Source organism: Sphingopyxis sp. LC363 (assembly GCF_000756385.1).
Classification (GTDB): Bacteria; Pseudomonadota; Alphaproteobacteria; order Sphingomonadales; family Sphingomonadaceae; genus Sphingopyxis.
In genome coordinates this window covers 1-15,121 of sequence record NZ_JNFC01000002.1, presented here as the reverse complement: position 1 = coordinate 15,121, position 15,121 = coordinate 1, and the positions used below count along the sequence as shown (strand labels likewise).

Annotated in this window: 14 protein-coding genes; 7 read left to right on the top strand and 7 right to left on the bottom strand. The window is 68.1% G+C overall.

The window, feature by feature from the left end; all coding sequences use genetic code 11:
* Positions 1-56 precede the first annotated feature (56 nt).
* Complete coding sequence (locus tag FG95_RS01470; protein ID WP_037553459.1) at positions 57-1,832, bottom strand: DUF4153 domain-containing protein; 1,776 nt, start codon at positions 1,830-1,832, stop codon at positions 57-59.
* 194 nt (positions 1,833-2,026) lie between these two features.
* Here FG95_RS01470 and FG95_RS01465 point away from each other — a divergent pair, with 194 nt between their 5' ends.
* The 5 genes from FG95_RS01465 (at position 2,027) to FG95_RS01445 (ending at position 6,856) form a co-directional block, all read left to right on the top strand.
* Complete coding sequence (locus tag FG95_RS01465; RefSeq protein WP_037553458.1) at positions 2,027-3,319, top strand: DUF3089 domain-containing protein; 1,293 nt, start codon at positions 2,027-2,029, stop codon at positions 3,317-3,319.
* Positions 3,320-3,492: 173 nt separating this feature from the next.
* Positions 3,493-3,951 carry a Holliday junction resolvase RuvX gene (ruvX, locus tag FG95_RS01460; RefSeq protein WP_037553457.1) on the top strand — a complete coding sequence of 153 codons (459 nt, stop codon included), beginning with the start codon at positions 3,493-3,495 and terminating at the stop codon, positions 3,949-3,951.
* A 66-nt stretch (positions 3,952-4,017) separates the two neighbouring features.
* Positions 4,018-5,013 (top strand): aspartate carbamoyltransferase catalytic subunit, encoded by a 996-nt coding sequence (locus FG95_RS01455; RefSeq protein ID WP_037553455.1) that lies wholly within the window; start codon positions 4,018-4,020, stop codon positions 5,011-5,013.
* A complete protein-coding gene (locus FG95_RS01450) occupies positions 5,004-6,227 on the top strand; it encodes a dihydroorotase (protein ID WP_037553454.1) in 1,224 nt (407 codons plus the stop codon). Before FG95_RS01455 ends, FG95_RS01450 begins: the two co-directional genes overlap by 10 nt.
* 71 nt (positions 6,228-6,298) lie before the next feature.
* A complete protein-coding gene (locus FG95_RS01445; RefSeq protein WP_037553453.1) occupies positions 6,299-6,856 on the top strand; it encodes a DUF4189 domain-containing protein in 558 nt (185 codons plus the stop codon).
* Between the two features lie 91 nt (positions 6,857-6,947).
* On the opposite strand, the gene FG95_RS01440 is transcribed toward FG95_RS01445, so the two are convergent.
* Genes FG95_RS01440 through FG95_RS01430 form a run of 3 tightly spaced genes read right to left on the bottom strand, consistent with a single transcriptional unit; the run spans position 6,948 to position 9,792 of the window.
* Positions 6,948-8,348, bottom strand: coding sequence for an SPOR domain-containing protein (locus FG95_RS01440; RefSeq protein WP_037553452.1), 1,401 nt, complete (start codon positions 8,346-8,348; stop codon positions 6,948-6,950).
* A gap of 23 nt (positions 8,349-8,371) precedes the next feature.
* Positions 8,372-9,055: a hypothetical protein gene (locus FG95_RS01435; RefSeq protein WP_037553451.1), complete on the bottom strand. Its 684-nt coding sequence runs from the start codon at positions 9,053-9,055 to the stop codon at positions 8,372-8,374.
* A gap of 14 nt (positions 9,056-9,069) precedes the next feature.
* A complete protein-coding gene (locus tag FG95_RS01430; RefSeq protein ID WP_037553450.1) occupies positions 9,070-9,792 on the bottom strand; it encodes a ParA family protein in 723 nt (240 codons plus the stop codon).
* Positions 9,793-10,049: 257 nt separating this feature from the next.
* Between FG95_RS01430 and FG95_RS01425 the strand changes: the two genes are divergently transcribed.
* A complete protein-coding gene (locus FG95_RS01425) occupies positions 10,050-11,288 on the top strand; it encodes an SPOR domain-containing protein (RefSeq protein WP_152567549.1) in 1,239 nt (412 codons plus the stop codon).
* Between the two features lie 77 nt (positions 11,289-11,365).
* Here FG95_RS01425 and FG95_RS01420 read toward each other — a convergent pair whose 3' ends face one another.
* Together FG95_RS01420 and bla are read right to left on the bottom strand one after the other, a co-directional pair.
* The gene (locus FG95_RS01420) at positions 11,366-12,478 is read right to left on the bottom strand and encodes an energy transducer TonB (RefSeq protein ID WP_052181978.1); all 1,113 of its coding nucleotides are present in this window, start codon (positions 12,476-12,478) and stop codon (positions 11,366-11,368) included.
* Between the two features lie 80 nt (positions 12,479-12,558).
* The gene (gene bla / locus FG95_RS01415) at positions 12,559-13,419 is read right to left on the bottom strand and encodes a subclass B3 metallo-beta-lactamase (RefSeq protein WP_037553449.1); all 861 of its coding nucleotides are present in this window, start codon (positions 13,417-13,419) and stop codon (positions 12,559-12,561) included.
* Positions 13,420-13,514: 95 nt separating this feature from the next.
* Here bla and FG95_RS01410 point away from each other — a divergent pair, with 95 nt between their 5' ends.
* Complete coding sequence (locus FG95_RS01410; RefSeq protein WP_037553448.1) at positions 13,515-14,396, top strand: LysR family transcriptional regulator; 882 nt, start codon at positions 13,515-13,517, stop codon at positions 14,394-14,396.
* Positions 14,397-14,463: 67 nt separating this feature from the next.
* Here FG95_RS01410 and FG95_RS01405 read toward each other — a convergent pair whose 3' ends face one another.
* On the bottom strand, positions 14,464-14,823 hold the full coding sequence (locus tag FG95_RS01405; RefSeq protein WP_037553447.1) for a DUF2200 domain-containing protein: 360 nt from the start codon (positions 14,821-14,823) through the stop codon (positions 14,464-14,466).
* Positions 14,824-15,121: the final 298 nt, after the last annotated feature.

Sequence of the window (15,121 nt, the reverse complement as noted above, 5' to 3'; positions counted from 1 at the left end):
TCAGCGGCTGCGCCGCTGCCACCTCCCCATGGCTCCGCCACAGGGACGAACAAAACTCAATCGAACGTCCCCGATTCCGGCTCCCCGTTCACCAGCACGCGGCGCTGCGTCACCGTCTCGACCTCGATCCGCGCCGTCGACAGGTCGACCGCCGGCCTTTTCGCGGGCACGGGCTTCGCCCAATCGCCCTGCACCCATTGTCCGGCGTCATTTTGCGTCACGAAGTCGAAATTCAGCGCATCGCCCGGCTCATTCTGCCCCAGCACGCCGATCCTTTTGTCGTCGAGCCACAGCGCGACGCACGCCTTGGCGCGACCGCACATATAGCTCGCCGAAATCCGGTCGAGCGCTTCGGCGGGCAAGGCGCGGCCCTCGGGAATGATACGCAACCGCTCGGCCAACGGCTTCAGCAGCAGCGCGCCGCGCGGTCCGCTCAGGTCCCAGCGGTTCTTCGCCGCCAGCGCCGCCTCCGCGGCGTCGGCGCGCTCCTTCCGCGGCGAACGCGCCACCTCCGCCAGCGCCGCGCGCCCGCTCGGCCCAAAATCGAACGCCATCGCCGCCCAGTCGAACTTCTCGACCGGCGTCGCTCCCGATTTCAGCCGGGCGAGCTGGTCGCGCGTCGAAATCGCCCCGAAATCGAGAATCGGCAACGCAAGGAACAGCGCGAGCAGCGCCAGCCCGATCGCCAGCTTCTGCTGCATCGGCCACAGCAGGTCGTCGAAATCGCGTCGCCCGCGCGCCACCGCCCACAGCCCCGCGATGCCATAAGCGAGCGCGATCAGCGCCGCGATCACGCCCCAGATGCGCTCGGGGGTCCAACCATATTGGACCACGCGCAGGTGCATCGAATAAAAGGCGATCGCGGCGAGCGGCAGCACCGCGATCGCCAGCACCGGCGCCGCCCAGCGTAGCGCCGGGCTCGTCGCGCGGTCGTCGTCGCCGTTGCCGATCACCGCATTGGCGAGCAGCACCGCGAACGCCGCCACCGCCATCATCACCGCCGCGGTCGAAAAGCCCGAATCCCACAGCTTCTGCAGCCCCGTTCCCGCGAGCGAAAGCAGGAACAGCACCAATGCGACCGCGAGCACCGGCGCGAGCACCGCGAGCACGATCATCACCAGCCGCTGCAAGGTCGCGACCAGCTTGTCGCGCTCGCGCAGCAGGCCCACCGCGCCGCCGAACGCCGCGCCCGCGAGCATCCAGCCGAACCATTCGTCGTTCAAGAGGTCGAAGATCAGGTTGATCCCGATCAGCTTGAACATCTGCCCGATCAGCACCGTCAGCAAAAAAGTGATGCCGACGAACGCGAGGCTCGCCGCGCCGATCACCGCGTCGGTCCACGCATGGCTGTGCAGCCGCGCGTACGGCATCTGCCACAGCTTCCAGAAGCGCCAGTCGGGCGCGACGTCGCGCCGCGTCTGGAACAGCGGGGTCGCGACGAGCACCGCGAGAATCCCCGACCAGAAGGGCCATTCGACCGGATTGCCCTGGATATTATAGGCCGCGGTCGTCCGCGCGATCAGCCCGAGGATCACGCCCCAGCCGAGCGCGAAGCCCAGCGCCCAGTGCCAGCGGCGTCGTTCGACTCCGAGCACGAACACCACCGTCGCCGCCGCGATCCCCGTCGCCAGCGCGCTCCGCCAATGCGCGAGCGCATCGTCATAATGATGGTCGATCAGCAGGTGAAAGGCGAGCCCCGCGGCGGCGCAGATCGCCGCCATGATCCACGGGCGCAGCGGCCAGGGCGGATCGCTATCGTCGAGACGCGCGGAGACATGGGACGGCCTGAGGGGCGAATCGGCGGCGGCGCCGGCTGCTACTGCATCGGTCATGCCGACATCTGGGCTTGTTTCACGGCGCGCGGCAAGCCAAATGCGCGTCTCTAGACACCGTGAACCTCCCCCTTTTCCGTTCGCATCGAGCGAAGTCGAGATGCCCCGCGGTCACGCACTGGCGACGGGTGTCTCGACTTCGCTCGACACGAACGGCTAGAATGGGAGCAATTCCTCTCCCATGGAGCCCCCATTTGGCCCGCAAGTTCCTCTACTTCATCGCCGCGATCATCCTCCTCATCCTTGCCGCCGGGGTCGTGTACCAGCTTTTCCCGGGCTGGATCGCGCGCACCGCCTTCGTCCCCAGCACCGAGTTCAAGCCGCAGGCCGCGGTCGCGCCCAACGCCTATGACGACCCCAAAATGTGGTTCGCGCGGCCGGGGATGGAAAAGGATCCCTCGGCCTGGCGTCCCGCCTCCGACGGCAGCGAAACCCCCGGCACCGAGCTTCCGGACGAAAAGACGGCCGGCCGGCTGATCCCGCCCGCCAAGGCGGCCGAGGCTGCCGCCGAAGCCCCCTTCCCCAAGGGCAACGCCGCGGTCTTTTTCGTCCATCCGACCAGCTATTACAGCCGCTCGAGCTGGAACGCCCCGCTCGAGGATCGCGATTCGGACCACCGCGCCAATCTGTTCGTGCAGGGCATGGCGAGCGCCTTTGCCGATGCCGGCGAAATCTGGGCGCCCCGCTATCGCCAGGCGACGCTCGGCGCTTTTCTCGCGCAGGACCGCGTCACCGCGGGCAAGGCGATCGATTCCGCCTATCGCGACGTCGAGGAAGCGTTCGACGCCTTCCTCGCCGCGCAGCCGAAGGACAAGCCGATCATCCTCGCCGGCCACAGCCAGGGCGCGCTCCATCTCACCACCCTGCTCCGCACGAAGATCGCAGGCACTCCGCTCGCGAAGCGCATCGTCGCCGCCTATGTCATCGGCTGGCCGGTCAGCCTCGATACCGATATCGCCGGTCTCGGCCTGCCCGCGTGCCAGACGCCCGAGCAGAAGGGCTGCATCCTCGGCTGGGCGAGTTTCGCCGACCCCGCCGACCCGGCGATGGTCACCGACGCCTATGACGGCACCATCGGCTTCGACGGCCGCCCGCGCGCCGAAACGCGGATGCTCTGCACCAACCCGCTCACCGGCGTTCCCGATACCGCCGCGCCGCCCGAGGCGAATATCGGTACGCTCAAGCCCACCACCGGCTTCAAGTCGGGATCGCTGGTCGCGGGCAAGATCGGCGCCACATGCGACGACACGCGAGGCTTCCTGATGATCGGCGACGCCGATATCGCGAAGAATTATGTCGTCGCGGGCTATGTGCTCCCCGGCAACAACTATCACGTCTACGACATCACCCTCTTCTGGGCGAACGTCCGCGCCGACGCGCTCCGCCGGCTTGCCACCTATGAAGGCAAGCCGTCGCCCGTGCCGCCCCCGGCGGCACCGCTGGAGCCGGCGACGCCCACTACTCCCCCTCCGTCACCCCGGACCTGATCCGGGGTCCAGCTCTCAACCCGCTCGCCTCCTCACCTAAATCGTCATCCCGGCGAAGGCCGGGATCTCACTCTGGCATCCTGACACACCGGCGAGATCCCGGCCTTCGCCAGGATGACGGAACGGTGGTGATGTCTTTCATTCAAAGGCGATCATGTTCTAGAGAGGCCGTGATGATCACCACCGCCGCCCCCGAATTTGCCGCCAATTTCCCGAACGGCGGCCGTCTCGCGGGGCTCGACGTCGGCACGAAGACGATCGGCGTCGCCTTCTGCGACACGAACTGGAGCTTCGCGACCCCCGACAAGACGATCCTCCGCAAGAAATTCTCGGTCGACTTCGAAACGCTCAAGGCGCTGATCACACAGCATAATATCGTCGGCCTCGTCGTCGGCCTCCCCCTCAACATGGACGGCAGCGACAGCCCGCGCACCCAAAGCACCCGCGCCTTCGCGCGCAACCTCGCGCCGCTCGGCCTTCCGCTTCTGCTCTGGGACGAGCGCTGGTCGACCGCCGCGGTCGAGCGCGCGATGATCGCCGCCGACGTCAGCCGCGCCAAGCGCGCGACACGCGTCGACAGCGCGGCGGCGGCGTTCATCCTGCAAGGCGCGATCGACGCGATGACGCGCTGATCCTCCCCCAACGGGGAGGATCTTCGCTTGCCAGAATCGCCCCCCGCACCTAAACGCTCCCCTTTAATGACAAGCTCCACCACCCGACCCGCCAGCGACTATCCGCCCGGCGGCGATGCCTTTCGCCATCGCCACCTCACCGGCATCGCCCCGCTCACCCCGTGGGAGATCAGCTACGTCCTCGACGCCGCCGAAGAGTGGGTCGAACTCAACCGCAGCGGCGCGTCGAAGCATGACGACCGGCTCGCGGGCCTGACGATCATCAACGCCTTTTTCGAAAATTCGACCCGCACGCTTCTCTCCTTCGAGATCGCGGGCAAGCGCCTCGGCGCCGACGTCGTCAACATGCACGCGGCTCAGTCGAGCGTGAAAAAGGGCGAGACGCTGATCGACACCGCGATGACATTGAACGCGATGCGCGCCGATGCGATCGTCATTCGCCACGCCTCGTCGGGCGCGGTCCAGCTCATCGCCGACAAGGTCGACTGCCCCGTCCTCAACGCCGGCGACGGCCGCCACGAGCATCCGACGCAGGCGCTGCTCGACGCGCTGACGATCCGCCGCCGCCTCGGCCGCGTCGAGGGGCTCACGATCGCTATCTGCGGCGACGTCCTTCACAGCCGCGTCGCGCGCTCGAACATCCTCGCGCTGACGCTGCTCGGCAACGAGGTGCGCGTCGTCGCGCCGCCCACGCTCACCCCGCCCGCGATGGAGCGGATGCACGTCACCACCTTCACCGACATGGATGAAGGAATCAAAGACGCCGACGTCGTGATGATGCTCCGCCTCCAGAACGAGCGCATGGACGGCGCCTACCTCCCCTCGGCGCGCGAATATCACGCGCTCTACGGCCTCACGCCGAAGCGGCTCGAAAAGGCGAAGCCCGACGCCATCGTCATGCACCCCGGTCCGATGAACCGCGGGGTCGAAATCGACAGCAGCATCGCCGACGATCCCGCGCGCTCGACGATCACCGAACAGGTCGAAATGGGGGTCGCCGTCCGCATGGCGTGCCTCGACATATTGACGCGCCGCCAGCGGGGGGTCCCGGGATGGAACTGAGGCCGCTCCACATCGTAGGTGCCCAGTTGATCGACGGCGACACGCCGCGCGCGGGCAGCCTGCTCGCGGTCGACGGCCGCATCGCCGCCATCGATCCGACCGAAGTCCCCGACGGAACCGAAACCATCGACGCCAAGGGCCAATGGCTCGCCCCCGGCATCATCGACCTCGGCGTCTTCGCGACCGACAAGCCCGCCTTCCACTTCGGCGGCATCACGCGCGCCGCGCTGATGCCCGACAGCGGCCCGCTCGACGGCGCCGGGCTCGTCGAACGCGCCGCCAAGGGCGGCAAGCCCGACCTCTGGGTCCACCCGCTCGCCGCCGCGACCAAGGGCCTCGCGGGCAGGGAACTCGCCGAGATCGGCCTGATGAAACAGGCGGGCGCGCGCGCCGTCGCCACCGGCCGCGGTCGCATCGCCGACAGCGGCGTGATGCGCCGCGTCCTCGCTTATGCCGCCTCGCTCGGCCTCGTCACGATCATCCATGCCGAGGATGAAGGCCTCACCGCCGGCGCGGTCGCAACCGACGGCGAAATGGCGACGCGCCTTGGCCTCGCCTCGGCCCCCGCGATCGCCGAGGCGATGGCGGTCGCGCGCGACCTCGCGCTCGTCGAGGAAACCGGCGCCCCCGTCCATTTTCGCCAGGTCACCACCGCGCGCGGGCTCGACCTGATCCGCGCCGCCAAGGCGAAGGGCCTCCCCGTCCGCTGCGGCATCACCCCCGCGCACCTGTTGCTCTCCGACACCGCGATCGGCGATTTCCGCACCTTCGCGCGCCTCTCACCGCCCTTGCGCAGCGAGGACGACCGCCACGCCTGCCTCGCCGCGATCAAGGACGGCACGATCGACATCCTGTCGTCGGGCCACGACCCGCGCGGCCCCGAGGACAAGCGCCTCCCCTTCGCCGAGGCTTTGCCCGGCATGGCGGGCGCCGAAACCCTGCTCGCGCTTGGCCTCGGCCTCGTCCGCGACGGCCATGTCTCGCCCGGCCGCCTGTTCGAACTGCTCGCGGCGACTCCGGCCTCCCTTCTCGGCGTCGACGCCGGCAGCCTCGCGGTGGGCATGGAAGCCGACCTCATCCTCGTCGACGACGGCACGCCGTGGCAGGTCGATGCGAAGAAAATGGCCGCCTGGGCGGGCAACACGCCCTTCGACGGCATGCCGGTACAGGGCCGCGCGACGATGATGTGGAAGGGCGGGTTGCGGATACGCTGATACAGGCTTTATCTCGCTGATTTAATTCGATACCCCTCGGACAGGTTTGGATAAACAGCGAGGATGACCCCATGCGCCGTCTTGCCGTGCCAGCTCTTCTCTCCGCCCTCCTCGCGCCCGCCGCGGCCGCGCAGATGCAACCCGTCCAGGGCATCCCCTGCGCGCAAGGGCTCCCCTGCAACGCCCCGCCGCCGCAGGTGCTGCAACAAATCTATGGTGACGCCCGCCCCCCGGCCGCGCCCGGGCAGGTCATCCCCTTCGCGCAGGAAAAACAGGAATATGTCGGCGGCTATATGGTCAACAGCTTCGCCGCGATCGCCTTCTGGCGCTCGGCGTCGGGCCAGCCCGGCTATAGCTATGGCGCGCTGCGCGGCGACAGCCGCGAGCAAGCCGAACAATATGCGATGACGGCGTGCCACGAGGCGGGCGGCCGGGACTGCGTCGTTGGCTTATGGGGCGGCAATGGCCATTTCGCGATCGCGCGCGACAAGGAAGGGCAATATTATGCCGGCTTCGCGGGCACGCCCGGCGGCGCGAAACGTTCGGTGATGGGCAGTTGCAAGAGCGTGGGTGCCAAATGCAAGGTCGTCGAGACGCTCGAAAGCATGCCCTATTTCTTTCGCTTCTGACCCTCGGCAGCCGTCGTTTGCGGCCGCCTTATAATGCAAAAGAGGCGCGGCCTCGCGGCCACGCCCCTCCCCCTTTTCCGGAAAATCTGCCCTATCGCGATGCGAGCCGCATCGAACCCGCCTTCGCCGCCCACTGGATCGTCTCGCCGCCGCCCATCGCGCGGATGAAGCAGGTCTGGCCCTGTGCTTTCAGCTGATTGCACAGGCTCGTCGCATCGGTGCGCGAGGCGAGGCCGTTGACCGTCAGGCGATAGTAAGTGCGGCCCTTGATCGTCGCGGCATGGCTCGACGCCGGGAAATTCCCGAGCATGTTGTTGCGCTTTTTCAGCGTGCCCCATTTTTCCTTGGCGATCGCCAGGCTGTCGTAAGCGCCCAATTGCACCGCCCAGCCGTCGGGATTTTTCGCGTCGAAACCCATCGCCTTGGGGATCAGCACCGTCGCGAGTTCGAGCGCCTGTTGCTGCGCGGGCCGGATGCGCCCCTCGCCCTGGGCGCGCGGCGCGGCGCGATAGGGTGCGGTTTCGGCAAGGATCATCTCGCCAGCCGGCGTCGGCTGCGGCAATTCGGTGACCGGCACGACGCCGCCCTTGGTGCGCACCGGCATCGGCAATTCGACGCTGCGGATCGTGCTGCCCGCATCTGCGAGCACCGGCGGCGGCGGCGCATAGTCGGCGACCGGTGCCGGATCGGCACTGGCGAGCACAGCAGGCGCGCTGACCGGCTCGGCGGCCGCCATTTGCGTATCGGCGAAATTGCTGAGCGCGAGGCGGACCGGCATCCCCGCGTCCTGCTGCGCCTCGGTGCCGATCAGGCCCGCGACGCGGACCTGCGCGTTCGGCTGTTCGGCGAGTTTCGACCATTCGGCCATCCGGCCTTCGAGCTTGTCGAGCGACAGATCCTGCGACGCCACAATCCGCGCCTGCGCCCAGCGGCCCGACAGCGCGAGCGCGAGCGCAAAATTCTGCCGCGTCCGCGCCTCGGCGCCCTCGGCGCGCGCGGCTTGGCCCAGGACATAGAGAGAGCCTTCGGCGTCGCCCGCCAAAGCGAGCGCCAGCCCCAGGTCGGGCGCCGGAACCGTGTCGCGATGCCGCGTCAACAGCGACACCGCCTCGCCATTCTTGCCCTGCGCGATCTGCGACAGCGTCAGCGAGAGGATCGTGTTGCTGTCCGTCGCGCCGAGTTCCATCGCCTCGGTCAGCGCCGCGCTCGCCGAGGCGAAGCGGCCGTCATTGAGGTAGGCCTGACCCAGCAACGCGCGAAAACCGGCGTCGCGCGGACTACCCGCCACCGCCGCTTCGGCAAGGCCGACGGCCTTGCTCGGCTTGCCGGCTTCGAGCGCCGCGCGCGCCTTGTCCGCCGATTTGGCGGCAAGCGCGGGCGTTCCGGCGGCGCGCGACGGCGCATCGGCCATCTTGCCCATGCCGCTGCACCCGGTCGCGACGCCGAGGACGAAGCCCGAAAGGGCCAGCTTCTTCAGCAATTTGCGGTTCATGATGGGTCCCCCTCTTATGTCTTTCAGCGCGACCCGCGCGCCGGGCGCGCGGCCGGCAGGCGGCTCGCCATCGCGTCGATTTCGGGCAGCGACGCCAGATATTCGTCGAGCAGGTCGGTCAGGATCATCTGCGACGACCGGTTCGTCACCGCGCTCGCAAGCCGCAAGCGCAGGTGGCGTTCGGCATCGAGGCGCAGCGTGAACGCAGCCTTTTCGCGGGCGCGCAGCGCGCGCGGTGCCTTTTCCTTTTTCGGTTTCGGCTCGGGGCGCGCTTCGACTTTGCGCGCCACCGCGGCGACGCGTTCGATCAGCGATTCCTGCTGGCGGACGACCTCGGGAACCTCGGCCGCTTCGGGCGCGAACTGGCCGACGCCATAATCGTCCGTACCGAAATCGTCTGCGGGCGCGGCGAAGTCGGGCGCCAGCTCGTGGCCGGCACTGTCGTCGACCGCATGTTCGGCCTCGACATTATGCGCCAGCACCGATCCGGTGAGCAAAGGTTTCAGGTCGAGCATCCGCGCGGGTTCGCTCGACTGGTCGGGGTCGACATCATATCCCATGTCGTTCCAGCCAAGGTCGTCGTAGCCACCGGTATTGAGCGGCGCGGGGCCGCTGCCGAGCGGCTGGCGGCGCATCGCGGGACGCGCTCCGCCCTTGCGCGCCAGAAGTCCGGCGCTCAGCGATGCGAGGGGTTTCGGTTCGCCCATGGTTCCCGCTCCCGTCACTGACCGGCGATGCGGCGGCCGAAGCCACCACCCATCGGGCGAACCGCGCCGTAATTGCCCTGCGTCGGGATCGGTGCGGCAAAGATCGTGCGGCGGAAATTCTTTTCGAGGCGATCGTTCATATAGGTCCACAGCTGGCGGATTTCGTCGGCCGAGCGTCCGTTGGGGTCGACCTCCATCACCGTGCGGCCGTCAATCATCGACGCGGCATAATCGGTGCGGTGGTGCAACGTGACCGGGGCGACCGTGCCGTGCTGCGACAGCGCAACCGCGGCCTCGCTGGTGATTTTCGCTTTCGGGGTGGCGGCGTTGACGACGAACACCAGCGGCTTGCCCGCGCGTTCGCACAGGTCGACGGTGGCGCCGACGGCGCGGAGGTCATGTGGGCTGGGGCGCGTCGGGACGACGATCAGCTCGGCAACCGAAATCACGCTCTGGATCGCCATGGTGATCGCCGGCGGCGTGTCGATGACGGCGAGCTTGAAGCCCTGCTGGCGCAGGATTTCAAGGTCGGAGGCGAGCCGCGCGACCGTGGTCTGGGCAAAGGCCGGAAGGTCGGTTTCGCGCTCGTTCCACCAGTCGGCGAGCGAGCCCTGCGGGTCGATGTCGATCAGGACGACCGGGCCGGCGCCGGCAAGCTGCGCCTGCACCGCAAGGTGCCCCGACAGCGTCGTCTTGCCCGACCCGCCTTTCTGTGAAGCCAATGCCAATACGCGCACTGCGTTACCCCCTCGGAAATCCAAAAATCGGCGAAGGGATGCCATGCGGGGCGCTAAAATTGGGTTAACGATGATAAAAAGAAGGTGAACGACTTGCTCGCGAATATGGTAAACAATCCCTCAAGACCAACTTGTCCCAGAACGGATCAAGTTCGGCGCGCCGCATTTTGTCGCTAACGCCGTGTTAGCCAATTGGCGCTATGAAGCATCCGGGGACTGCAGCCGCTGTCATGCCGCGCAAGTCATTGGAGAATAAGATGCGTTCGTTCCGCACCCCCGTTTCACTGGCCCTTCCGCTCGCCCTTGTGTCGATGCTGGCGGCACCCGCCTTTGCCGACGTCAAGGACGGCGTCGATGCCTGGCAGGCGGGCAATTATCAGGCGGCCGTCGCCGAATGGCGCCCGCTCGCGATCGCCGGCGACGCCGATGCGCAGTTCAACCTCGGCCAGGCGTACAAGCTCGGCCGCGGCGTGCCGACCGATCTGGGCCAAGCCGAAGCCTGGTATCGCCGCGCCGCGAAACAGGGACATTTGCAGGCGGAGGACAATCTCGGCCTCGTCCTCTTCACCGCGAACCGGCGCGAAGAGGCGATGACCTTCATCGCCCGCTCGGCCGCACGCGGCGAACCGCGCGCCCAATATGTTCTGGGCACCGCGCACTTCAACGGCGACCTCGCGGCGCAGGACTGGCCGCGCGCTTATGCACTCACCAAGCGCGCGAGCGACGCCGGGCTCGCCATCGCCTCGGCGCGCCTCGTCCAGCTCGACAATCTGATCCCGCTCGAGCAGCGCCAGCGCGGCCTCGCGATGATTCCCGACATCGAGCGCGGCGAACAGCAGGCGCGCCTCGCCGCGGTCAGCGCAGCGACACCGGCCACGCCGAAACCCGCGCCCGCATCTCCGATCAAGACGGCGAGCCTGCCCGCCTCGACCCCCGGTACCAGCTACATGCCGCCGCCGGTGATCAAGGCACAGCCCGCGCCGCCATCCGCCGCGAAGCTTCCCGAACCGATCCGCAGCGTCGCCGTGCCGCCCTCGCCCGTCGCCAGCGCCGCGGCGGCGGCGGCGGCCGAAGCGACCGCCGACGCCGTCGCCGCGACCGGCCAGCCGGGCACGACCTACGCGCCGCCGCCCGCAAGCGGCCCGCTGCCGTCGGCGCCCGCCCCGGCACCGGCAAAACCCGCCAAGGCCGAACCCGCGCCGGCCAAATCCGAACCGGTCAAGGCGGTCCCCGCCCCCGTTCGCGTCCACAGCGGTGCCGCCGCCAGCCCGTGGCGCGCCCAGCTCGGCGCCTTCGGCGTCGACGGCAATGCGCGCAAACTCTGGGCGACGCTCGAAAAGAAGAATCCGGCCTTCGCCGGACGCCAGCCCTATCTGGTCAAGGGCGGCAAGCTCACCCGCCTCCAGGCCGGCGGCTTCGCGAACAAGGGCGAGGCCGAAAGCTTCTGCGCGGCGCTGCGCAAGGACGGCCAGCCATGTCTGGTCGTCGATAAATAGGCGGCGAAGCGGCGAGCAGCCCCCAATACCGGACGCGGTTTCGGCGGTTGGTTGGTGCCGGCTCGACCGAAGCCACATCAAAAAATAGGCACGTCTTGTCGCTGGACCGGCGTCTCATCCTCATCGTCGGCTTGATTGCGATCCGGCATCAGGAATTTCACCGTTTCGACGCAGCCCGACGCGCCCCGCGCCGAAGGCACGACGCGGCCGCTGCGCACGATTGAGATCGCCTGCCCGCCGAAATCCGCCGACGGCTGCGCTTCGAGCAGCTTGACATTGCCCACCTCGCCCCACGGCGCGACGTCGAACGAAACCATCGCCCAGCCCTCGATCGCGCGCTTGCGATAGGCGGTCGGATAAGAGGTCGTCGGCCGGCTCGCCCACTCGATCTTTGCCGGACAAGCGGCGTTCGCGGGGCGCATCGCCGCCTTGTCGGGCCGTTCGGGCGCCGCAATCTTCGCCGCGCCGCGCCAATAGGGATAGAGGCAGCCCGTCCGCGCACCGCCGGTGAAGCGCGACGCCCGCACCGCCTCGATCGCGGCGGTGTCCAGTTCGTCATTGCCGGTGCCATGCGCGATCCGCACATTGACCGGGGTCCCTTCATCATCCGTGTCATAGGTGACGAGCGACCAGTCGCGCACGCCGGGAGTCGCCTTCAGCTTCGCAAAATCGGGACGCGCGCGCAGCAGCGCGACCGGGCGCGGCTTGTCGCGGCAATCGCCGGCGGCGGCGAAGCGGTCCCAACCCGCCTTGGGCAATCTCGGCCCGGTCGGAAAGATCGAATAGGCGGCGATGTCGGCGAGCGGCGCCTGCGCCAGCGACGCGAATTGCGGCGAATAGCTGATTTCGCAATTCGCGCGCGGCGCCCCCGCGGCAAAGCGGCTCGCCGCCAGCGCCGGGTCGATATCCTGCCCGAAGGGCGAAACGCTACCGCTGTCGCGCACGATCGAGTGCGTGCGCCCCGCACCGTCGATTGCGAAACGATAGGATATGGGCTTGATCCGCTGCGGGTCCATCGTCGCCACATCGACGCCGGGGCGCAACGCCGTGCCCGGAACCGCCGCGCCGTCGCAGCGGATCTCGCCGGGATTCCACGCCAGCAGTTGCTGCGAATAGGCGGAATTGCCGGTGACGGGCGGCGCGGGCGCCGCAGCCGGCAGGAAAGCGAACAGCAAGGCGGCGTCCAACATCGAGCAATCCCCCGTAAACTCGCCGTCAGACTAGCGCGATTGCGGGGGCTTACAAGGTTGAAAAGCCGCAGAATTGATTGCTATCGCGTACGCTCCTCCGCCAGCCGTTTCTCGAGCCGCTTGCGCGAGCTGTCGGCATAGGCGCGGCACGCGCCCGGCGCGTCGTTATACCGCCCCGGCCCCGCATTGTCGGGATGCGCCGAGATCAATATGTCGCACGGCATCGCGTCCATCTTGCGATAGCTTGCGGCAAACCCCTCGACAAAGGGCGCGCCGGCCTTGGAGGTGAAGCGATAGCCGTCGGCCGACACCGGATTGAGGCTCGACGCAAAGACCACCGCCTTGCAGACGCGGCCCTCACACGCGCGCCAGCGCCAGCTCATGCTGCCCATCGTGTGCCCCGGCGTCGCGACCGCGGTGATCGCGGTCTTGCCAAGCTTAAGCACCTCGCCGTCCTTGACGACGCGTACCCGCTCCACCGCCGGCCAGCTGCCGCCATAGCCGAGCTGCGGATCGTCGTCGGCGTGCTTCCCCATGCGCAGCCCCTCGGCACCGCGCGCGCTCGCCACCACCGTCGCGCCGGTGTCGCGCGCGAGCGCCGCGAGCCCGCCGGCATGGTCGAAATGCGGTTCGGTGCTCAGAATAAATTTGATGTCTTTGGGGTCGAACCCCAGCTTCTGGACATTGGCGAGGATCGCGGGCGCCGCCTGCGGCAGCGCGCCGTCGACCAGCACCAGCCCGTCGCCGGTGTCGATCAGCGCGACGCTCATCCCCGCGAAACCGACAAGATAGGTCTTACCGAAAATTTTCTCCGGTTCCGCAGGCGCCAGCCACCCGGCCGATCGCGAGGTCTCGATCGGCTGCGTCAGCGGATCGACCGCCGGAACCGGCGCCCCGCTCACACCCGCGAGCCAGGCGAACAGGTTGATTGCATCGAACATTTTCGTCTCCCTTCGTCCCCGGAAATGCCCGTTCGCCGGCCCGACGACAAAGCATCATTTCTCGACAAAGCCATAAGAATAATTAATGACGGGTCATGGACCGCGCCCAGCTCCCGCTCAACGCCCTCCGCGCCTTCGAGGCGGCGGCGCGCCACCTCAACTTCACGCGCGCGGGGATCGAGCTCCACGTCAGCCAAGGCGCGGTCAGCCATCAGGTGGCACAGCTCGAACGCCGCCTCGGCACGCGCCTTTTCCACCGCCTGCCGCGCGGCCTCGCGCTCACCGACGAGGGCCATGCGCTCGTCCCCGTCGTCGCCGAGGCGTTCGACCGCGTCGCCGCGACACTCGATCAATATGCGGACGGCCGCTTCCGCGAGGCGCTCAAGGTCGGCGTGGTCGGCACCTTCGCGACCGGCTGGCTGCTGCCGCGGCTCGATGCCTTCGCGCGCCTGCACCCGTCGATCGACCTGCGCATCGCGACCAACAACAACCGCGTCGACCTCGCGGGCGAGGCGCTCGACTATGCGATCCGCTTCGGCGACGGCGCCTGGCACGGCACCCATGCCGAGCCGCTGCTCGCCGCGCCGCTGGCGCCGCTCTGCGCCCCCGCGATCGCCGCGCGCCTTCAAAAACCCGCCGACCTCGTCACCGAACGCCTGCTGCGCTCGTACCGCGCCGACGAATGGGCGCTCTGGTTCGCCGCCGCCGGCGTGCCCGTCCCCGTCCTGCGGGGCCCCGTTTTCGACAGCTCGGCGCTGATGGCGGCCGCCGCCGCTTCGGGCCACGGCGTCGCGCTCGCGCCGCCCTCGATGTTCGCGCGCGAGCTTGCCGCCGAGCTACTCGTCCAGCCCTTCGCGGTCGCGATCGACGCCGGCCGCTACTGGCTCACCCGCCTGATGTCGCGCCCCGAGAGCGACGCGATGCGGCGGTTCCGCGCGTGGCTGACCGAAGAGATGGCGGCTCCCGAAGCCGCGTAGATCAACGCAAAGTTAACAATGTAAATATTGCCGTCGTCAAAGATAACACCATTAACATCGGCGGCAACTATTCCCCCGGAATGCGCAAAATCTTCGCCATCGCCTTGCCTTTGGCGAGTTCGTCGATCAGCTTATCGAGATAGCGGATTTCCTTCATTAGCGGATCTTCGATATTTTCGACCCGGATGCCGCAGATCACGCCCGTGATCAGCTCGCGCGCCGGGTTGAGCTTCGGCGCCGCGGCAAAGAAATCCTCGAAACTCGTGCCCTTCGCCAACTCGCCCTCAAGCGCCTTCTGACTATAGCCCGTCAGCCAGCGGAAAATCTCGTCGACCTCGGCCTTGGTGCGCCCCTTCTTCTCCGCCTTGGCGATATAATGCGGATACACGCTCGCGACGCTGATCGAATAGATGCGGTGCTTGGTCATGGGCTTCTCCCGCCAGCATCATAGTGGGCCGCAGCGCGATCGTCACCCCGATGTCGGCTTAGGGGTGGAGAGCTGTCGTCCAAATCCTCCCCTTTGCGCAGCGATGGGGAGGTGGCAGCCCGCAGGGCTGACGGAGGGGTCGACGCCGTCAGGCGTCGGTGCAAGGCCAGACCCCTCCACCACCGCTTCGCGGAGTGTAGGGTTGGATTGCCCCCGGCAATCCAAGTCCAGTCCGGGGGACTGGACGACCCAACACTCCCCCTCCCCAGCGCTTCGCGATGGGGAGGATCTGTACGTC